The sequence below is a fragment of the Mesorhizobium sp. Pch-S genome (assembly GCF_004136315.1).
Classification (GTDB): Bacteria; Pseudomonadota; Alphaproteobacteria; order Rhizobiales; family Rhizobiaceae; genus Mesorhizobium.
Map to the genome: position 1 here is coordinate 4,247,327 of NZ_CP029562.1, position 19,161 is coordinate 4,266,487.

Below are 19,161 nucleotides of genomic sequence, written 5' to 3' on the forward strand. Positions count from 1 at the left end.
GTCACTGCCCAAGCCGCTGCAGCAGATCCGGCACGTGGACCTGATCCGATTTGTAGTTGCCCGTCAGCATGTACATCATGATGTTGACGCCGGAGCGGAAAGCCAGTTCGCGCTGCATTGGATCGGACGGCACGGTCGGCAGCAGGGGGCTGCCGCTGCCATCTACAGCCCAGGCACCGGCGAAGTCATTGGCGGTGATCATGATCGGGGTAACGCCGTCTCCGGTTCGGACCGGGCGATTGTCGGGATTCGCCGCCTCCAGTGAAGCTTCCACCCAAAGCGGACTGCCTGCGAAACGTCCCGGGAAATCGTTGAGAATGTAGAACGACTTGGTCAGCACGTGATCGGACGGTACCGGTTCCAGTGGCGGCACGTTGAGACTGCCGAGGATTTCGCGCAGGCGCAGGGTTGCCGGACTGGTCGATGTCTCGATCGATGCCGCGTACTGGTCGCGCGTGTCGAACAGGATCTTTCCCCCGTTCTTCATATACTCGTCGATGCGGGCAATCGCCGCTTGCGACGGCGTCGGGACATTGGCATCAACCGGCCAGTAGATGAGCGGATAAAAAGCCAGGTCGTCGCTTTCGACGTTGACGCCGGTGGGTTCTCCTGGTTCCAGCGCGGTCTTTTCGCGCAGGAAGCGGGTCAATCCCGTCATGCCGGCTCGACTGACGGAATCGATGCTGGAATTGCCGGTCAGGACATAAGCGAGGCGGGTCACCGATGTGGCCTCGATTGCCTGGGGGTCGTCAGGCTTGGCGTCGTTTGCCGAGGCTGGCGGAGCTTGCAGGAACAGAGCGGGAAGCACGATCAGTGCAAGGACCGCTGCAGTGATCCGTCTGGCGTTCCGGCGCCAGAGGCCGGCAAGCCAGAGCACGATGAGGCCATCGAGGATCAAAAGGGCAAGCGCTCCGAACAAGAGCGGTCCTTTCATGTCGCGCGACTCGTCGACCGCGTAGCTCTCTGCAACAATCGGTACCGATGTTGTCGGTCTACGGATCGGTGTCAGTGTGGCGTCGGCAGTCAGCAAATTGTGTGCGAACACGCTGTCTTCCGTCCCGTAAAGACCCGGCGGATTCTCGATCGTCACGGCAAGCGGCCCTTTGCCGGTCTGCAGCGGCTTTGCATCACCACTCGGGGGTTCGATCTGCCCGTCGGCGGCGATCATCCGGTATGGCGGCAACGATGCGGCCGGTCCGCTTTCCGCGCTTCCCGTTGCGCCCTGGTTGCGTGAAAGCTGGACGATGGCCCGCAACATTTCGACGAAGCTTCCCGAAATCGGCAGGTTCGACCAGGTTGCCGCTGGCGTGATGTGGAAAAGCACGACGATGCCCTTGCCGCGGCGATCTGCCGTCACCAGCGGCGTGCCGTCGGCCAGCGTCGCCCAGGTGCGCTCGGCAAGCGTTGGTGTCGGTTCTGCCAGGATCTGGCGGGTCACGGTGACATCCTGTGGCGGAGCGAGTTTCGCAAAGGGGCCGTTTGGCGGGAATTCGGTCACCTTCTGCGGTTCGGTCCAGGACAGGGTGCCGCCGAGCTGACGCTCGCCCAGCCGCAGCTTCACCGGCAGCAAGTCTTCGTCGTTGCCGGCGGTAAGCAGGCGCGTGCTGGCAAACCGGACCAGTGTGCCACCGTTCTGCATCCATTTGATCAATGGCGCGCGCGTGGCCTCCGGCACCGTGCCGACATCGCCCATGACAATGACGGCAGGCTTCTGCTCGAGCAGCTCGGGAATGGCCTGCAGCAGGTCCGGACTCTTCGGCTCGATGATATCTGCAGACGGCTCCAGCGCCCGGCGGATATAATAGAGCGGAGACAGGAGCTGTCTCGTGTCGTCTGTCGGCGCCTGGGAGAGCAACCCGACACGCCGCCGTTTAGCCGTGCCGTCCAGCAACCTTACGCCGGCTGCCTGATTTTCACCGTCGAGTGCAATCGATGCAAAATCGTTGCGCAGCTCGAAGGGAACGACGATCTCGCCGGACGCCGTTGTTTCGCCTGGCCGGAAGGTGATCGGGGCGTCGCCGATGCGACGCCCCTTCTCGTCGAAAGCACCGGCAGTCATGAAGCGGGGAGTTGCTCCTGACGGTGCGCGCACTGCCGTGACGCTGAAGCGATCGAGGCCGTTGTCGGCTGTTGTGAGTCCGACCATGTCGAGGCGATCCGGCGTCGCCCAGACAATGTTGGCCAGCTTGCGTTCGAGCAGCGGTGCAAAGGCCTTGGCATCGTCCTTGGCGGCCAGACCGTCGGTCAGCATGGCCAGCGTCACGCCCGCCTTGTCCCCGATCGTGTTTGCGACAGCAAGAAAGACTCCTTCCCGATCGACCGGTACGGGGCGTGGCCTGACCGCATTGAGGCGACTGCGTGCTTCACCGGCGCCGTAGGGGCCAATGTCCTGATTGGCCTTCTCCGACGTGAAGGCCAGGATGATCGGCATTTCCTTCTTTTCTGCGTCGTTGATCAGGCGGCCCGCGGTCGCGACACGTTTGTCCCAGTCTGGTGCGCTCGCCCAGCCATTGTCGATGACGAGTGCGAGCAGGTTTCCCCCGACGGGGATGCGTTCGCGCGGGTTCCAGACAGGTTCGGCGATCGCGAAAATGACAAGGGCGGCCATAACCAGCCGCAGCAGTGTCAACCACCAGGGGCTGCGGTTCGGCGTGTCGTCGGATTTGAGGACCCTGGCCAGGATCCTGAGTGGCGGAAACACTTCCGTTTGTGGCTTAGGCGGCGTGAAGCGCAGCAGCCACCAGATGATCGGCAGGACAATCAGCCCCCACAACACCATCGGCGCGCCGAATGAGAGTGGAAGCCAGCTCATGTGCCGACCCTTCCGAGATGGCTGTCTTCCGAGCTCAAGGCCATATGCAGGCGGACCAGCGCTTCCGAAGCCAGGTGGTCGGTATGGTTGACCGTGTAGCTCCAGCCCAGGCGTTTCGCCCAGGTGGCGACCGTCTCACGGCGGGCGACATAGAGATTACGATACTCGTCGGCCAGAATCTCGGCGCGGCCCGCGGTCAGCTTGTCGCCGGTCTCAGGATCGGTGAACTCGGTGCGGCCGGCGTAGGGGAAGGTCTCTTCGGCGGGGTCTGCCACCTCGACCAGATGCGCGCGAGCGCCGCGACGCGCCAGGCCATCCAGCCATTCGAGCGTTTCTCCGGCCGGATCAAGGAAGTCGCTGACAAGAATGACGTCGGAAAAGCGACGGATGCCAGAGAAATCCGGCTTTGCCGGCAAAATGCTGGCCTGTGCCAGATGCGACGCGATGCGCTCGGCGCCGTTGCGATTGATGAATGGGTCTATGAGGCCAGGCCATGCGATACGCTCGCCGCTGCGCGACAGCAATTCAGCCATCGCGAGTGTCAGCACAAGCGCGCGCGACTGCTTGGAAACCTTGGCTCCCGCCGACTTGTAGAGCATTGACGAAGAAGGATCGGCCCACAGCCACACGGTGTGGGCCGCTTCCCATTCGCGGTCACGCACGTAGATATGGTCATCACGCGCCGAGCGGCGCCAGTCGATGTTGGCAATCGCTTCGCCTTCGACATAAGGCCGAAACTGCCAGAAATCCTCGCCGATGCCACGTTTGCGGCGACCGTGCCAACCGGCGATGACGGTGTTGACGATGCGACGTGCCTCGATCAGCAGATCCGGTACCAGCGAAGCACGCAGGCGTCCTCTGGCCAGCGCATCCCGCGCGGCTACTGGTGCCTGTGCCTCGCCTATCCTCGCCATCAGGCCTCTACCTAAAGTCCCTTGGTGAGCTTGGCCACCACGTCGCGTACGCTCATGCCTTCGGCTCGTGCCGCAAAGGTCAGCGCCATGCGGTGCTGCAGTACAGGCTCTGCCAAGGCCCTGACGTCGTCGACGGATGGCGCAAGGCGTCCGTCATAGAGCGCGCGGGCGCGGGCGCACAAGGTCAATGCCTGGCTGGCACGCGGACCCGGGCCCCAGGCGATGTTCTTGTCGGTCTCGGCGTCCCCCTGGCCCGGACGGGCGGACCGCACCAGTTTGAGGATCGCCTCGACAACGCTCTCGGGCACCGGCATGCGGCGTATCAACGTCTGGATCTCACGCAGCCTTGCCGGGTCGAGCACATTCTCGGGCTTGGCTTCGTCGACACCGGTTGTCTCAAGCAGGATGCGCCGCTCGGCTTCGATCTCGGGATAGAGGATGTCGACCTGCATCAGGAAACGGTCGAGCTGTGCCTCGGGCAGCGGGTATGTGCCTTCCTGTTCCAGAGGGTTCTGCGTGGCGAGCACATGGAAGGGAGCGGGCAGGTCGTGTCGCGCACCCGCTATGGTCACATGGTACTCCTGCATCGACTGCAGCAATGCCGACTGCGTGCGCGGCGAGGCGCGGTTGATCTCGTCCGCCATCAGCAACTGCGCGAAGATCGGGCCGCGAATGAAGCGGAAGGAGCGCTTGCCGATGTCATCCTGCTCCATCACTTCGGAGCCCAGTATATCGGAGGGCATCAGGTCCGGCGTGAACTGGATGCGGCGGGCGTCGAGACCCAGCACCACCCCGAGTGTCTCCACCAGCTTGGTCTTGGCAAGGCCTGGCACGCCAACCAGCAGCGCATGGCCGCCGGCCAGGATCGCGACCAATGTGCGTTCGATGACGCTTTCCTGGCCGAAGATAACCTTGCCGACGCCGTCACGAATGCGCGAGATATCGGAAAGCGCCTTTTCCGCCTCGGCGATCATCTGCTTTTCGTCGATCGGGCTTTCCTTGACCATCACGCTCATGAGGCATCGATCCTTGTCGTTGGGGACACCCGTGTTGTCGTAAACATAGGCCCCGCATCATCTCAGCGCTTATTATGCCGCGATTCGGCCGTCGCCGGGCTCTGGCCCCGAGCTTATTTGACCGTGTAAGGCTGACAAGCGCAACAACAGTGACTATTTCGTGACGATGACTGAAGCTTCCGGACAAACGCCTGACAGCCTGACCGCCGTCGCAGATGCGCGCGGGCTGGAAGCGCTGGTCGCGCGCGCGACCCGCTCCGGCAAGGGGTTGCCACCGGTGGAGCGCTGGAATCCGCCTTTTTGTGGCGACATCGACATGGAAATCCGCCGGGACGGTACCTGGTTCTATCTCGGGACACCCATCGGCCGGATGCCGCTGGTGCAGTTGTTCTCAACCGTGCTGCGCAAGGATGAAGACGGCAGGACCTATCTGGTCACTCCCGTCGAGAGGGTCGGTATCCGGGTGGTCGACGCCCCCTTTGTCGCCGTCGAGGTCAATGTCTCCGGCACTGGAGATGGCCAGGTCATCACCTTCCGCACCAATGTCGGCGATGTCGTCGAGGTCGGGCCGTCCAATCCGCTGCGTTTCGTGGACGAAGCCGAGACCGGCGGGCTGAAGCCCTACGTTCTGGTGCGCGGTCGGCTTGAGGCGCTGGTGTCGCGTGCCGTGATGTATGAACTGGTCGGGCACGGCGAAGAGATCGACGTCGACGGCGTTGCCATGTTTGCGGTGCGGTCGAACAAGCAGACCTACCCGATCATGCCGGCGGCGCGGCTTGCGGAGTTGAGCAACTGATGGATCAGCCGGTTCCTTCATTGTTTTCGGCTGCCGATTTTCGGGCGCGCGCGGCGCGCGAGGAAAATTTCATCATCCATCCGGATGAGGATGGCGACCATCGTTTCAATCCAGGGCATCCACGCCTGAAGCGCAGCGAACCGCTGCGCGACGCGGCGGTGCTGATTCCGGTGGTCGATCGGGGCGCGCAGGCCACGGTATTGCTGACCAAACGCGCCGAGACATTGCGCAGCCACACCGGGCAGGTCGCTTTTCCGGGTGGGCGCATCGATAGTGGTGACCGCTCCGCCGAATTCGCCGCATTGCGTGAGACCGATGAGGAAGTCGGGCTCGGACGCGAGTTCATCGAGGTCATCGGTCGCATGCCCGACTATGTCTCGGGCAGCGGCTACCGCATCGCGCCGGTGCTTTCGATCGTGCGGCCCGGTTTTTCGCTGACCTTGAACAGCGACGAGGTCGATGCCGCCTTCGAGGTTCCGCTCGGCTTCCTGATGGACCCGGCCAATCATCGTCGTGACAGCCGGTTCTGGAACGACCTCGAATGGTTTTTCTATGAAATGCCCTATGACGGCCAGCGGATCTGGGGCGTCACGGCCGGCATCATCCGCACCCTCTACGAAAGGCTGTATGCTTGATGAGCCAGGTCTCCATTGCCGACAAGGCCGACTGGCTCAACGACAAGCATCTCAAGCGGTTGCTCGAAGCACTATCGAGCGATGGCGAGGAAGCCCGCGTCGCCGGCGGTGCGGTGCGCAACGCGCTGATCGGCGAGCCCGTAGCCGACATCGACGTCGCCACCACCACCTTGCCCGACGAGACGGTGCGGCGTGCCAGGGCTGCCGGGTTCAAGGCCGTGCCGACGGGTATCGACCATGGCACCATCACTGTCGTTGCATCCGGCAAGGGCTATGAGGTGACGACGCTGCGCGCCGATGTCGAGACCGACGGCCGTCACGCCAAGGTGTCGTTCGGCCGCGACTGGAAAGCGGATGCGGAACGGCGCGACTTCACCATCAATGCTCTGTATGCCACGGCGGACGGCACGGTCATCGACCTGGTTGGCGGCATCGCCGACATCGAAGCTCGTCAGTTGCGTTTCATCGGCGATGCCGAAAAACGCATCCGCGAAGACTACCTGCGCATCCTGCGCTTCTTCCGGTTCTTCGCGTGGTATGGGGCAGGGCGCCCGGATGCGGAAGGTCTGAAGGCGTGCGCACGCTTGAAGGAAGGGCTCGACCAACTTTCCGCCGAGCGCGTCTGGTCGGAACTCAAGAAGCTGTTGTCGGCGCCGGATCCTTCACGGGCGCTGCTGTGGATGCGCCAGGCCGGAGTGCTGTCGCGTGTGCTGCCGGAAAGCGAGAAATGGGGTATCGACGCCATTCACGGGCTGGTCGCGGCAGAGCGCGATCTCGGTTGGCCTGCACAGGCGCTGCTCCGGCTGGAGGCAATCGTACCGCCCGATGCCGCACGCATGAAGGTCCTTGCCGAGCGGCTGCGTTTTTCGACGGATGAGGGAAACCGGCTGCAACGCTGGGCGCTGGCGCCGGCGATCGAAATGAAGACCACAGAAGGCACTTTGGCCAAGACACTCTATCTTGGCGACCGCCAGTCCATTGTCGACCGGTTGAAACTGTCGCTCGCTTCGGCGCGCGTGCGCGTCGCGATGGATGGCAATGCAGCGTTGACCGACGCTGGCGGCTATGCGCGTCTGCTCGGCTTTGCGGAAAAGTGGGAGAAACCGGTATTTCCGATCAAAGGTGCGGATATATCGGCCCTCGGCGTGCCGCCGGGGCCGAAATTCGGAACCCTGCTCAAAAATCTGGAAGGCGAATGGATCGGCAAGGGCTTCAAGCCCGACCGCGGCGCGCTGCTCGAACGCGCCGCCGAGATGCTTGCTGACTAGGGCCGCTCGACGCGCTTGGTCAGGCCGCGTCGCGGACCTTGTCGATGCGCGAGCGGATCGCTTCGATCATGGTTTCACGGATGATGGTCTCGCCATGGGTCTCGCGCATGTGCTCGACGGCACGACGCATGACTTCGGCTTCCTCGTCTGCCCGCGTATGCCATTCGCAGCCGGGGACCAGCGAGCCGCAATGAAATTCCTTCATCGGAGTCCTCCTATCTCGTCATCTGGAACGTCCAGCATAACACGCGCCCGCCATTTTGGTTGCGTCGAAAATGGCGGAGCAGGGACATTGTGGTTGTCAGGAAGCGGGCAGCCTAGAGCGTTTCCGTTTTTCACGGAAACGAGGGAACGCTCTAACTTTTTGTTTTTTCGCAATTCCAGGAAAACCACTACGCACTTTTCCTGGAATTGCTTCAGGGCCACTTCACCTGTGGCGGCAGGCTGGACAGGATGGAATTGACGTTGCCGCCTGTCTTCAGCCCAAACAGCGTACCGCGGTCATAGAGCAGATTGAATTCGGCGTAGCGGCCGCGCCGCACCAACTGCTCGTCGCGGTCGCCATCGGTCCAGTTCTCGTTGAAATTACCGCGCATAAGGTGCTGGTAGACGACCAGGAAGGCACGGCCGACATCCTGTACGAAGCGGAAGTCCGCTTCCCAGCCGCCCTTTTCCTCCGTCGAGTGCAACCAGTCGAAGAAGATGCCGCCGACGCCACGCGCCTCGTTGCGGTGTGGCAGGAAGAAGTATTCGTCGCACCAGTCCTTGAACCTCGCGTAATCGGCGACGGCGGGGTGTTTCTCGCAGGCGAACTGCATGGCGCGGTGAAAGCGAAGCGTATCGGGATCGTCCTGGGTGCGGCGGCGGTCGAGCACCGGCGTCAGGTCGGCACCACCTCCGAACCAATGCCGGGAAGTGACGACCATGCGTGTGTTCATATGCACGGCGGGCACATTCGGGTTCCATGGGTGTGCGATCAGCGAGATACCGCTTGCCCAGAAGCTCGGATCCTCCTCGGCACCCGGTATCTGTTTGCGAAACTCCGGCGAGAATTCACCGTGAACGGTCGAGGCGTGCACGCCGACTTTTTCGAAGACGCGTCCATGCATGATCGACATGACGCCGCCACCGCCTCTGCCTTCTTCGCGCTGCCAGGGGGTGCGCTCGAAGCGCCCCGGCGCCCAGGAGGACTGTGGGCCAGCCACTTCGTCCTCGATCGCCTCGAAGGCGATGCAGATCCGATCGCGCAATTCCTCGAACCAGGTGCGTGCGCGTTCCTTCCTGTTTTCGATGTCCGCCGGCAAGCCGACCGGTATTTCGGGTCTTTCCAACTGCCATCTCCGCTCGCGGGCATGGTTGCCCGACAAATGACTCGTCTTTTTCGGGCGCGATCCCTAATCTCTTGAAACGTTGGGTCAAGGAGTTCTTTCATGCGTACTCCATCAAGACCACCGCTGGATGGCCTCAAAAAGAGGCTGGATCGGGCCCGCGCCGAGGCGACGCCGCGTGATGGTTTCCTGCGCGAGACTTTCGTCCTGCCGCGCACCGATGCCAGGTTGAAAGCCAAGGAATGGTTCGAGCGGTGGCCGAAACAGGCCTATTGGACCAGCATTGAAAGCTGGTTCGAGCGCCCTGGTGATGTGATCGAGTTCACCATTCGCAGGCTGCCGGCGGCGGATTGAGCGCTATCGGCGTGCCAAAATCCGGTTGAAGGTCCTTCAAAACAGATGATCACAGCTTCGCGACGACAAATCCGCCGAATTCGTCGCTTGACTTCAAGTTAACTTGAACTTTTAGAACGAAGACCTTCGAAGGCGAACGAAGGTTGCAGCGATGTGTGGAACAGGCCGGGCTCTGTCGCAGGAATGTCTCGGAGCAAGCCAACGGCGAGAGCTTGCTGAACCAGGAGGATTGCAACGGGACGCGGTCGGTGCTGCGTCAGCCAAGCTGCCGCAGCGCTTCGCCCGCAACCATGGCCACCGAAAGCGCGACATTGAGGCTGCGGGCGCCGGGCTGCATCGGGATGAGCAGGCGGACATCGGAGGCAGCGTGAACCGCCTCGGGCACGCCGGCCGATTCGCGCCCGAACAGCACGACATCGTTCCTGGCGAAAACAAAATCGGTATAGGGCACTGCTGCCTTGGTCGACAGCAGCACCAGTCGGCGCGCTTCGCTTCGTCGCCAATCCTCGAAGCTCGCCCAGTCGACATGGCGGGTCAGCGCGGCCATTTCGAGATAGTCCATGCCGGCGCGCCTGAGATTGCGGTCGGAGAGGTCGAAGCCGGCGGGTTCGATGATGTCGACGGCAAGACCCATGCAGGCCGCAAAGCGGAGGATTGTTCCGGTGTTGCCGGCGATATCCGGCTGGTAGAGCGCGACGCGCAGACCGTGCTTCATTTCCGGCTGTTCTCAAGTTCTGCCGCAGGGCCTGATCGCAAAGTGCGTGGCAGATCGGCCACAGGCATCCCATGGTTTCGACGATTGCTGGACTGGCGTCTGGTCATTTTCTTCGAATGCGTGTATCAGGCCGGCATTGTCAACACGAGCCGACGGAGGCGTTCATGGAAATGATGACCATGCGTAATGCACGCTTTCTCGCCTGGGGCGTATGCCCGACGGCTGGCTCGGTTCGACGTTTCTCCTAACTCTTTAGGCCCAATCGCACCGATTCCAGCCGGACCTTCTTTCCGGCCATCAAGGGAATCCTGCGATGTTTTCTCGTCAGTCCAAGGGACCTCCGGTCCCCTCCGAGTTTAATCAGTCTCAACCGTTTGGCGCTCCCGGTGTGCATTCCGCCGGCGCGCGCAATCCATCTTTCGACCTGTTCTTTTCAATGGAGGACGGACCCATGTTCGATCCCTTTAAGACTCCAGGCTCCCGCAGCCTGCACGACCGCAAGCTGGCAACCTGGGCGTTGCTGGTCGGTGAGACCCGTTCTTCGGCTGTCCACGCCGAAATGCGTCGCAGGCCGCATCGCGGCATGCTGCCGGACGTCGACTTCTCGCGCGCTGTTCCGGCTCCGGGCCGGCCGTCGCTGGTACGCCGGTTCATCCGGCTGCTGCGACCTCGTCTGGTAAAGACGGATACTCCTGCCGCAACTTTCCAGGAGGGCGAGCGTAGCGGAACCGAGCATTCGGGTGCACATATCGATGGCGCCCGCATTGCTGGTCCGGCAACGCTACGCGCCGAAGACGATCGCGAAGTCATGACCCTGTCGCGCGCTGCATAAGGCTGCGCGCGACCTCATTCCTTACTAGAGTACGAAACCATGTTCCGCTGGTTTGAAAAGAAACTGAACCCGTTTCCGGCCGCAGAGCCGGTCGAGCCGCCAAATACGCTGTGGGCTTTCTGCTGGTATTTCACCAAGCCGGCATGGCCGTTCGTGCTGCTGGCAACCGTGCTGATGGCGCTGATCGCCTTCCTGGAAGTCTGGATGTTCGGCTTCCTTGGTCACATCGTCGACTGGCTGTCGGCTCAGAACCGGGAAACGTTCCTGCAGACCGAATGGTGGAAGCTGGCGGGCATGGCGCTGGTGATCGCAATCCTGCTGCCGGCTGCGGTGACGCTTTCGTCCTTCAACACCTACCAGACGCTGTTCGGCAACTATCCGATGCGCATCCGCTGGCAGGTGCATCGCTATCTGCTCAAGCAGTCGATGGCCTTCTACCAGGACGAGTTCGCCGGACGCATCGCCACCAAGCTGATGCAGACGGCGCTTGCCGTGCGCGAAACGGTGCTGAAATTCGCTGAGGTCCTGAACTATGTCGTGGTCTATTTCCTCGGCATGCTGATTATCGTCGGCTCTGCTGATTGGCGCCTTGCGGCACCGATCGTGCTTTGGCTCGTCGCCTATCTCGTTGCCTTGCGTTACTTCGTTCCACGACTTGGCAAGGTGTCGGAAGCCAGGCCGACGCACGTTCGGTCATGACCGGCCGTATTGTCGACAGCTACACCAACATCCAGACCGTGAAGCTGTTCTCGCATGGACGTCGCGAGTCCGACTACGCGCGCGAAGGCATGACCGAGTTCCTCGACACCGCCTATGCGCAAGGCAGGCTGATCAGCAAGTTCTACATCGTGGTGTACCTGCTGAATTCGCTTTTGCTGCTGGCTGTCGGTGCGATGGCGATCGGCTTCTGGCTGCACGAGATCGTGACCGTGGGTGCCGTGGCGGTGGTGGTTGGCCTCGTGCTGCGCCTCTATGGCATGTCGCAATGGATCATGTGGGAGGTGTCGGGCCTGTTCGAGAACATCGGCACCGTGCAGGACGGCATCAGCTCGATCTCGATGCCTCGGCTGGTTGAAGACAAGCCGGGTGCCGGTGACCTTCAGGTCAGTAAAGGTGAGATCCGTTTCGACGACATCCGCTTCCACTATGGCAAGCAGAAGGGTGTCATTGAAAACCTGTCGCTGACGGTGAAGCCGGGCGAGAAGGTGGGCATTGTCGGTCGTTCGGGTGCCGGCAAGTCGACGCTCGTCAACCTGCTGCTGCGCTTCTACGACCTCGAGGGTGGCCGCATCCTGATCGATGGCGACAACATCGCCGACGTCACGCAGGATTCGCTGCGCGCCCATATCGGCATGGTCACGCAGGACACATCGCTGCTGCACCGCTCCGTGCGCGACAACATCCTCTATGGTCGCCCCGAAGCCGGAGAAGAGGCAATGCTGGAGGCAGCGCGACGTGCCGAGGCGCTCGGCTTCGTTGGCGGATTGTCGGATGCGAAGGGCCGCAAGGGCTTCGACGCGCATGTCGGCGAACGCGGCGTGAAGCTCTCCGGCGGACAGCGCCAGCGTATCGCGATTGCCCGCGTCATGTTGAAGGACGCGCCGATCCTCATCCTCGACGAGGCGACTTCCGCGCTCGATTCGGAGGTCGAGGCGGCGATCCAGGAGAACCTGTACAAGCTGATGCAGGGCAAGACAGTGATTGCCATCGCGCACCGCCTGTCGACCATCGCAGCGATGGATCGGCTGGTGGTGATGGATCAGGGCCGTATCATCGAGGAAGGTTCGCATGACGAACTGGTTGCCAAAGGCGGGCTCTATGCCCAGCTTTGGCAACGCCAGTCGGGTGGGTTCCTGCTGCATGACGACCCCGGCCACGAACCCGCAGCCAAGATGAAGCTCGAGGTGACGGACGAGGCGGCCGAATAGATCCGGTCTCACACCCACCCGCTCCAACTGGAGCGGGTGGGTGTCCTGGGCCGCCCGAAAGACAATGCTGGGCGAGGTCCGGCCCGAAAAACAAATCTATACAGTCCGGCTGTGGGGCCTGTGGTCCCCCAGGGACCCAAGCCCGCACGAGTGAAGAAGATGTTCGCCAAGGTTTTCGAGTGGTTTGAGACCCGCTACTCGCCCATTGCGCTGGCTGAAGAGCGTCAGCCGCCAATGGGGCTGTGGAACTTTTTCCGCTATTTCATCATGCAGTTCCGCGCCGGTTTCGCGATGCGCATGCTGTTCGTCGCTGCAGGCGCGATCGTGGACGCGATGCTGCCGATCTTCGTCGGCATCATTGTCGGCCTGCTGGCGAGTTCCGACCCGCGCAGCTTCTTCACGGAGCATGGAACGACACTTGTCGTCATGGCCGGCGTTGTCTTCCTGCGGCCGCTCACTATCGTGCTCGACGCGCTCGTGCGCAACCACGCGATCGCCCCCAACTTCATCGATCTCATCCGTTGGCAGAGTCATTGGCATGTCACGCGGCAGGACTGGACGTTCTTCCAGAATGACTTCGCCGGCCGCATTGGCACCAAGGTCATGCAGAGCGGCGATTCCATCGAGATCGCCGTCAACCTGACCATCGATACCGTCTGGTATGCAGTGGTGTTCGTGATCGTTGCCATCACCGTGCTGGCGCAGTTCGACGTCACGCTCGTCGCGGCGATCGCTGTCTGGCTGGTGCTCTATGGTCTGCTGCTCAGATACTGCATGCCGCTGATCGCGCGGCGCTCGACGGACCTTTCGGAAGAATGGTCGGTGATGAGCGGCCGCATCGTCGACAGCTACACCAACATCCTGACGTTGAAGACGTTCTCGACCGGCGAACATGAGGACAGATATGTTTCACAGGCCGTGCTGAAACACGCCCAGACATTCTACCGGCTGATGCGCGTGTTCACCGGCATGTGGTCGGCCCTGTTCGTCATGAACGCCAGCCTGCTCGTTGCGATCAGCTGGCTGGCGCTGGCGCGCTGGAGCACGGGCGGGATGAGTGCCGCAGCCGTGGCTACAGCCATTCCTTTTGCATTGCAGATTGCGGGTATCTCATACCGGATACTGGACGCCGGTGGGAACATCTTCCGCCAGATCGGGACGGCCGCCAACTCGATGACCACGATCGCCAGGCCGATCAGAATGTTCGACGCGCCCGGCGCCGAAGCATTGCAGGTGACCAGGGGCGCGATCGAACTCGACCGGGTCAACTTCAACTACGGGCGCAAGGATGGAAAGGGCGGTCTTATCGAAAACCTGTCGCTGAAAATCGCGCCGGGCGAGCGGGTGGGGATCGTCGGGCGATCAGGCGCCGGTAAATCGACATTGGTGAACCTGTTGCTGCGTCTCTACGACGTTCAGGACGGCCGCGTCCTGATCGACGGTCAGGATGTGCGCGACGTGACGCAGGAGAGCGTCCGTGCGGCGATCGGATTCGTCAGCCAGGATACCTCGCTGCTGCATCGCTCCGTGCGCGAGAACCTGAAATACGGACGCCAGGACGCCACGGATGCCGACATCTCGCGGGTGGTGGATGCAGCCCAGGTGGCCGATGTCGTCGCCGGCCTGGTCGACCGCGAGGGACGATACGGCTTCGATGCCCATGTCGGCGAGCGTGGGGTGAAGCTCTCCGGCGGGCAGCGCCAGCGCATCGCCATCGCGCGGGTGGTGCTGAAGGACGCGCCGATCCTGATCCTCGACGAAGCAACCTCGGCGCTGGATTCCGAGGTCGAGGCGGCGATCCAGGAGAACCTCTATCGCCTGATGGAGGGCAAGACGGTGATCGCCATCGCTCACCGGCTCTCGACCATCGCGGCGATGGATCGGCTGGTGGTGATGGACCAGGGCCGTATCATCGAGCAAGGCTCTCACGATGAGCTGGTTGCCAGGGGTGGCATCTATGCTCAACTCTGGCAGCGCCAGTCGGGCGGGTTCCTGCTGCGCGACGATCCCGCACAGGAACCCGCCGCCGTCACGAATGCGGGATTGACCGAAGAGGCAGCGGAGCGATGATTGCTCCGACAGACGCCGGTCGTCGCTCTCGCGAAGACGTGAATCGGAACAAAAGGATGAGCGTGGCGATTGATGCCTTGATTCAGGTTCCTGATGCCAAGTGTGAGGACACCGATACGTGACCAGCGAACGTTTCCGTGATCGCATCTGGCGCTCCGTCGAAGGTGCCATCGACCCGTTCAGCGATACGGATCGTGAAGTGCTGCCGGCGGATGCCTGGCGCTTCATTCTCTACTTTGCCAATCAGGCCAAGGGCGCCTTCGTGCTGTTGCTCATCACCGGCGGCCTGGCCGGTGCGGTGGATGCGGCGATGTACTGGTCGGTGGGCTGGCTGATCGACCTGCTCGACAAGTCTTCGCCCGCCACCCTGCTTGCCGATCACTGGCCGGCGCTGGTTGGACTGCTGTTGCTGATCCTCGTCGTGCGTGCCGTCATCATGATCGCTTCGGCGGTGGTCGAACAGCAGGTGGTGGTGCCCGGCTTCTATTCGATGGTGCGCTGGCAGGCGTTCCGGCGCGTGATCCAGCAGCCTTATGGTTTCTACCAGAACGATTTCGCCGGCCGCATTGCGACCAAGATCATGCAGGGCGGCGAAGCCGTCGGCGATTTCATCATCAATGTGCTGCAGACGATGTGGTCGTTCCTGACCTTCCTGATCCTGGCCATCACCATCCTGATGTCGCTGGATCCCCTGATGGGCGTCGTCGTGGCGTTGTGGTTCGCAGGCTATGCCGCCATCGTCTGGTTCCTGTTGCCGGAAATGCGACGTGCCGGCCGTGAGACCGCCGACCAGCGCTCGGTTTTCAATGGGCGGCTGGTCGACGCTTTCACCAACATCGTCGCGGTCAAGCTGTTCGACAGTGGCAAGCGCGAGCACGCCTATATCCGCGACGGGCTGGAAGGCTTCCTGACCGCGGTGGTGCGGCTGACACGGGCGATCACCACGGTGCGTTCCTCGGTCGCCATCCTCAATGGCATCATGATGAGCCTGATCGCCGTCATCGCTGTCATGAACTGGACGTCGGGCCACATCTCGACCGGCGCGATCGCCGCAGCACTCGGCCTCGTATTCCGGCTGAACCAGATGTCGGGCTGGATGATGTTCAACATCAATGGGCTGGTGCGCAACTACGCCACCGTGCAGGACGCCACCCGCACGATCTCCGTGACACCGGCTATCCGCGATGCCGAGGACGCTGCGGTGCTGCCGCGCGCCAGTGGCGACATTCGTTTCGAAAATGTCTCTTTCCACTATGGCAAGGAAGGCGGCGTCATCGACAATCTGAACCTGCATATCCGTCCGGGCGAACGCGTGGCGATCGTCGGACCTTCGGGGGCCGGCAAGACGACGATCGTCAACCTGATGCTGCGGCTGTTCGATGTGGAAAAGGGCCGCATCCTGATCGACGGCCGCGATATCCGCGAGCTGACCCAGGCTTCGCTGCGCGCGCAGTTCGGCGTGGTCAGCCAGGAAGCAATGCTGATGCATCGCTCGATCCGCGACAACATCGGCTATGGCCGCGAGGGCGCCTCCGAAGCGGAGATCGTGGAGGCGGCCACGCGCGCTGCCGCGCACGACTTCATCGTCCATGTCGAGGACCCGCGTGGTCGCAAGGGATACGAGGCCCAGGTCGGCGAACGCGGTGTCAAGCTTTCCGGCGGACAGCGGCAACGCGTGGCGATCGCCCGCATGATGTTGAAGGATGCTCCGATCCTCATCCTCGACGAGGCGACCTCGGCACTCGATTCGGAGGTCGAAGCGGCGATCCAGGACAATCTCTACCAGTTGATGGAGGGCAAGACCGTGATTGCGATCGCGCATCGGCTGTCCACCATCGCCGCCCTCGATCGTCTGGTGGTCATGGACAAGGGCCGAATCGTCGAAGAAGGGACCCACGAGGAACTGGTCGCCGCCGACGGCCTTTATTCGCGGTTGTGGAAGCGGCAGTCGGGCGGTTTCCTGTTTAGCGGCGACGACTCACTGGACGCCGCAAGCGCGGCGGAGTGAGTCATCATGGCATCCGGCAGGTATCGGGCGACACGTGAAAGGGTGAATTATGACACTTAGGCCGCCATCGGGTTACTCGGGCTCCTCCAGCGGTTTACTGGCCGAGGCGATGTTCGATGCGCTGGGGCACGAGGTGCTGGCGGAGAAGGCCGCCGCGCTTGGCAGAGCGGGTGAGCGGGCCGAAAAAGCACTGTTGCGGCTTAAAAACCATACCGGCGACGAGGCAGACAGGGCGAAGTTGCTCAAGGAGACGGCTGGTTTCGTCTATGCCTGGTTCATCCAGCGTGAATTGTGCGGTTTTCGACGCCATGACGCGGTGATCCGTGACCTTCAGATACCCCGCGAAGTGCTTGTCAGGCTGGGGGCGGCATAGGATCATTTTCCGGCGCGGCATTTCTCCCCGCGACAATCTGCCCTGTAGTCTTCACCCGACTGGACAAAAACGGGCCGCACGCATAAACCGAAATCCAAATGCCGGAGGAATTCGCTAGCCTGTTGCCATGCGCTGTCGGGCGGGTGCGAATTGAGCGGGGATGCTCAAGCGGGACAGGGGGCTCGCCTTTCGGTGCGGAAGAGGCGAAAGGACCAGGCAGCCGTGAGCGCAACCGACGAAAACCATGATCCCAATCGCCGTGATTTTCTTTACATAGCCACCGGCATGGCCGGCGTGGTTGGCGCGGCTTCTGTCGCCTGGCCGTTCATCGATCAGATGCGTCCGGATGCTTCCACGCTGGCGCTGGCTTCAGTCGAGGTGGATGTGTCCTCGCTGACGCCTGGCATGTCCCTGACGGTGAAGTGGCGTGGCAAGCCCGTGTTCATCCGCAACCGCACACCGGAAGAAGTGCAGGCTGCGCAGGAGGTCAAGCTCGAACAGCTGAAAGACCCGCTTGCACGCAACGCCAACCTTCCTTCGGATGCCACAGCCAACGACATTGATCGTTCCGCTGGCAAGGGCAAGGAAAACTGGCTGGTGATGATCGGCGTGTGCACCCACCTCGGCTGTATCCCACTTGGCCAGCAGGGTGAATATGGTGGCTGGTTCTGCCCGTGCCACGGCTCGGTCTACGACACGGCGGGCCGTATCCGCCAGGGACCGGCACCCGAGAACATGGCCGTTCCGGTCTTTTCATTCATCTCCGATACCAAGATCCGCGTCGGCTGAGGCAGGGGGACATTTCCATGAGCGAGGGACACTCGACCTATACGCCAACGACCGGTCTTGGACGCTGGTTCGACGCACGCATGCCGCTGCCGCGGCTCGTCTATGACTCCTTCATCGCCTATCCGGTGCCGCGCAACCTGAACTACATGTGGACGTTCGGTGGCATCCTGTCGATCATGCTGGTGTCGCAGATCATCACCGGTATCGTGCTGGCGATGCATTATGTCTCCGATACGAGCCTCGCCTTCGGTTCGGTCGAGAAGATCATGCGCGACGTCAACAGCGGTTGGCTCCTGCGCTACATGCACTCCAACGGCGCGTCGTTCTTCTTCATCGCCGTCTACCTGCACATCTTCCGCGGTCTGTACTACGGTTCCTACAAGGCTCCGCGCGAGTTGCTGTGGGTGCTCGGCTGCATCATCTATCTGCTGATGATGGCGACCGGTTTCATGGGTTATGTGCTGCCGTGGGGCCAGATGTCCTTCTGGGGCGCTACCGTCATCACCGGCTTCTTCACCGCCATTCCGTTGGTCGGCGACTGGATCCAGCAGCTTCTCCTCGGCGGCTTCGCGGTCGATAATCCGACGCTGAACCGCTTCTTTGCACTGCACTACCTGCTGCCGTTCATGATCGCCGGCGTCGTTGTGCTGCACGTCTGGGCGCTGCACGTCACCGGACAGAACAACCCGACCGGCATCGAGGTGAAGTCGAAAACCGACACCGTCGCCTTCACGCCTTACGCGACCGTCAAGGATGCGCTCGGCATGGTCGTGTTCCTTCTGGTGTTCGCCTACTTCATCTTCTACATGCCGAACTATCTCGGCCATCCGGACAACTACACGGTTGCCGATCCGCTGAAGACGCCGGCCCACATCGTTCCGGAATGGTACTTCCTGCCGTTCTACGCGATCCTGCGTGCCATCACCTTCAACATCGGACCGATCGATTCGAAGCTCGGCGGCGTGCTTGCCATGTTCGGTGCCATCGCGATGCTGTTCATCCTGCCATGGCTGGATACCTCGAAAGTGCGCTCGGCGGTCTATCGCCCGTGGTACAAGCTGTTCTTCTGGCTCTTCACCGCCAATGCCATCTTCCTTGGCTGGCTCGGTTCGAAGCCGGCGGAAGGTTGGTATATTCCGGCAATGCAGGGCTCGACGCTGTTCTACTTCGCCTTCTTCCTGGTCGTCCTGCCGGTGCTCGGTCTGATCGAGACGCCGCGCCGCCTGCCCAATTCCATCACCGAAGCGGTGCTGGAAAAGAACAAGGCGGGCTCCGGACATCCCGCTGGCGCGACTGCCGCGCCGGAAACCAAGGGCTGAGCGA

The 19,161-nt window shown here is 62.1% G+C and carries 16 protein-coding genes and 1 pseudogene; 11 read left to right on the top strand and 6 right to left on the bottom strand.

The window, feature by feature from the left end:
• Position 1: 1 nt before the first annotated feature.
• Genes C1M53_RS19845 through C1M53_RS19855 form a run of 3 tightly spaced genes read right to left on the bottom strand, consistent with a single transcriptional unit; the run spans position 2 to position 4,742 of the window.
• Entirely contained in the window at positions 2-2,812 is a 2,811-nt protein-coding gene (locus C1M53_RS19845; RefSeq protein WP_129413799.1) for a DUF4159 domain-containing protein, read from the bottom strand.
• Positions 2,809-3,726 carry a DUF58 domain-containing protein gene (locus C1M53_RS19850; RefSeq protein ID WP_129413800.1) on the bottom strand — a complete coding sequence of 306 codons (918 nt, stop codon included), beginning with the start codon at positions 3,724-3,726 and terminating at the stop codon, positions 2,809-2,811. Before C1M53_RS19850 ends, C1M53_RS19845 begins: the two co-directional genes overlap by 4 nt.
• An 11-nt stretch (positions 3,727-3,737) precedes the next feature.
• A complete protein-coding gene (locus tag C1M53_RS19855) occupies positions 3,738-4,742 on the bottom strand; it encodes a MoxR family ATPase (protein WP_129413801.1) in 1,005 nt (334 codons plus the stop codon).
• Between the two features lie 166 nt (positions 4,743-4,908).
• Between C1M53_RS19855 and C1M53_RS19860 the strand changes: the two genes are divergently transcribed.
• From C1M53_RS19860 to C1M53_RS19870, 3 genes are read left to right on the top strand one after another with little or no spacing between them, the layout of a single operon-like run.
• Positions 4,909-5,538 carry a DUF1285 domain-containing protein gene (locus C1M53_RS19860; RefSeq protein ID WP_129416269.1) on the top strand — a complete coding sequence of 210 codons (630 nt, stop codon included), beginning with the start codon at positions 4,909-4,911 and terminating at the stop codon, positions 5,536-5,538.
• Complete coding sequence (locus C1M53_RS19865; protein ID WP_129413802.1) at positions 5,538-6,173, top strand: CoA pyrophosphatase; 636 nt, start codon at positions 5,538-5,540, stop codon at positions 6,171-6,173. The genes C1M53_RS19860 and C1M53_RS19865 overlap by 1 nt, the downstream gene beginning before the upstream one ends.
• Entirely contained in the window at positions 6,173-7,441 is a 1,269-nt protein-coding gene (locus C1M53_RS19870; RefSeq protein ID WP_129413803.1) for a CCA tRNA nucleotidyltransferase, read from the top strand. Before C1M53_RS19865 ends, C1M53_RS19870 begins: the two co-directional genes overlap by 1 nt.
• 19 nt (positions 7,442-7,460) lie before the next feature.
• On the opposite strand, the gene C1M53_RS19875 is transcribed toward C1M53_RS19870, so the two are convergent.
• Entirely contained in the window at positions 7,461-7,646 is a 186-nt protein-coding gene (locus tag C1M53_RS19875) for a DUF1059 domain-containing protein (protein WP_129413804.1), read from the bottom strand.
• Positions 7,647-7,857: 211 nt separating this feature from the next.
• Positions 7,858-8,772 (bottom strand): oxygen-dependent coproporphyrinogen oxidase, encoded by a 915-nt coding sequence (hemF, locus tag C1M53_RS19880; protein WP_129413805.1) that lies wholly within the window; start codon positions 8,770-8,772, stop codon positions 7,858-7,860.
• Between the two features lie 99 nt (positions 8,773-8,871).
• Between hemF and C1M53_RS19885 the strand changes: the two genes are divergently transcribed.
• On the top strand, positions 8,872-9,123 hold the full coding sequence (locus tag C1M53_RS19885) for a hypothetical protein (RefSeq protein WP_129413806.1): 252 nt from the start codon (positions 8,872-8,874) through the stop codon (positions 9,121-9,123).
• 256 nt (positions 9,124-9,379) lie between these two features.
• Here C1M53_RS19885 and C1M53_RS19890 read toward each other — a convergent pair whose 3' ends face one another.
• Positions 9,380-9,838: a tRNA (cytidine(34)-2'-O)-methyltransferase gene (locus tag C1M53_RS19890; protein WP_129413807.1), complete on the bottom strand. Its 459-nt coding sequence runs from the start codon at positions 9,836-9,838 to the stop codon at positions 9,380-9,382.
• A gap of 451 nt (positions 9,839-10,289) precedes the next feature.
• On the opposite strand from C1M53_RS19890, the gene C1M53_RS32175 reads away from it, so the two are divergent.
• The 7 genes and pseudogenes from C1M53_RS32175 (at position 10,290) to C1M53_RS19925 (ending at position 19,157) form a co-directional block, all read left to right on the top strand.
• Complete coding sequence (locus tag C1M53_RS32175; RefSeq protein WP_245488215.1) at positions 10,290-10,670, top strand: hypothetical protein; 381 nt, start codon at positions 10,290-10,292, stop codon at positions 10,668-10,670.
• 39 nt (positions 10,671-10,709) lie between these two features.
• Positions 10,710-12,598, top strand: a pseudogene (locus tag C1M53_RS19900) (ABC transporter ATP-binding protein).
• 159 nt (positions 12,599-12,757) lie between these two features.
• Positions 12,758-14,668 (top strand): ABC transporter ATP-binding protein, encoded by a 1,911-nt coding sequence (locus C1M53_RS19905; RefSeq protein ID WP_129413808.1) that lies wholly within the window; start codon positions 12,758-12,760, stop codon positions 14,666-14,668.
• Positions 14,669-14,786: 118 nt separating this feature from the next.
• The gene (locus C1M53_RS19910; RefSeq protein ID WP_129413809.1) at positions 14,787-16,676 is read left to right on the top strand and encodes an ABC transporter ATP-binding protein; all 1,890 of its coding nucleotides are present in this window, start codon (positions 14,787-14,789) and stop codon (positions 16,674-16,676) included.
• Positions 16,677-16,725: 49 nt separating this feature from the next.
• Entirely contained in the window at positions 16,726-17,049 is a 324-nt protein-coding gene (locus tag C1M53_RS19915; RefSeq protein ID WP_129413810.1) for a DUF6665 family protein, read from the top strand.
• Positions 17,050-17,271: 222 nt separating this feature from the next.
• A complete protein-coding gene (gene petA, locus C1M53_RS19920; RefSeq protein ID WP_129413811.1) occupies positions 17,272-17,838 on the top strand; it encodes a ubiquinol-cytochrome c reductase iron-sulfur subunit in 567 nt (188 codons plus the stop codon).
• Positions 17,839-17,855: 17 nt separating this feature from the next.
• Positions 17,856-19,157 (top strand): cytochrome b N-terminal domain-containing protein, encoded by a 1,302-nt coding sequence (locus C1M53_RS19925; protein WP_129413812.1) that lies wholly within the window; start codon positions 17,856-17,858, stop codon positions 19,155-19,157.
• Positions 19,158-19,161: the final 4 nt, after the last annotated feature.

Coding starts and splice junctions, on each gene's coding strand:
- C1M53_RS19845 (WP_129413799.1), bottom strand. CDS start 2,812: ATGAGCTGGCTTCCACTCTCATTCGGCGCGCCGATGGTGTTGTGGGGG.
- C1M53_RS19850 (WP_129413800.1), bottom strand. CDS start 3,726: ATGGCGAGGATAGGCGAGGCACAGGCACCAGTAGCCGCGCGGGATGCG.
- C1M53_RS19885 (WP_129413806.1), top strand. CDS start 8,872: ATGCGTACTCCATCAAGACCACCGCTGGATGGCCTCAAAAAGAGGCTG.
- C1M53_RS19890 (WP_129413807.1), bottom strand. CDS start 9,838: ATGAAGCACGGTCTGCGCGTCGCGCTCTACCAGCCGGATATCGCCGGC.
- C1M53_RS19870 (WP_129413803.1), top strand. CDS start 6,173: ATGAGCCAGGTCTCCATTGCCGACAAGGCCGACTGGCTCAACGACAAG.
- C1M53_RS19915 (WP_129413810.1), top strand. CDS start 16,726: ATGACACTTAGGCCGCCATCGGGTTACTCGGGCTCCTCCAGCGGTTTA.
- C1M53_RS19860 (WP_129416269.1), top strand. CDS start 4,909: ATGACTGAAGCTTCCGGACAAACGCCTGACAGCCTGACCGCCGTCGCA.
- C1M53_RS19875 (WP_129413804.1), bottom strand. CDS start 7,646: ATGAAGGAATTTCATTGCGGCTCGCTGGTCCCCGGCTGCGAATGGCAT.
- C1M53_RS19865 (WP_129413802.1), top strand. CDS start 5,538: ATGGATCAGCCGGTTCCTTCATTGTTTTCGGCTGCCGATTTTCGGGCG.
- C1M53_RS19905 (WP_129413808.1), top strand. CDS start 12,758: ATGTTCGCCAAGGTTTTCGAGTGGTTTGAGACCCGCTACTCGCCCATT.
- C1M53_RS32175 (WP_245488215.1), top strand. CDS start 10,290: ATGTTCGATCCCTTTAAGACTCCAGGCTCCCGCAGCCTGCACGACCGC.
- C1M53_RS19855 (WP_129413801.1), bottom strand. CDS start 4,742: ATGAGCGTGATGGTCAAGGAAAGCCCGATCGACGAAAAGCAGATGATC.
- C1M53_RS19925 (WP_129413812.1), top strand. CDS start 17,856: ATGAGCGAGGGACACTCGACCTATACGCCAACGACCGGTCTTGGACGC.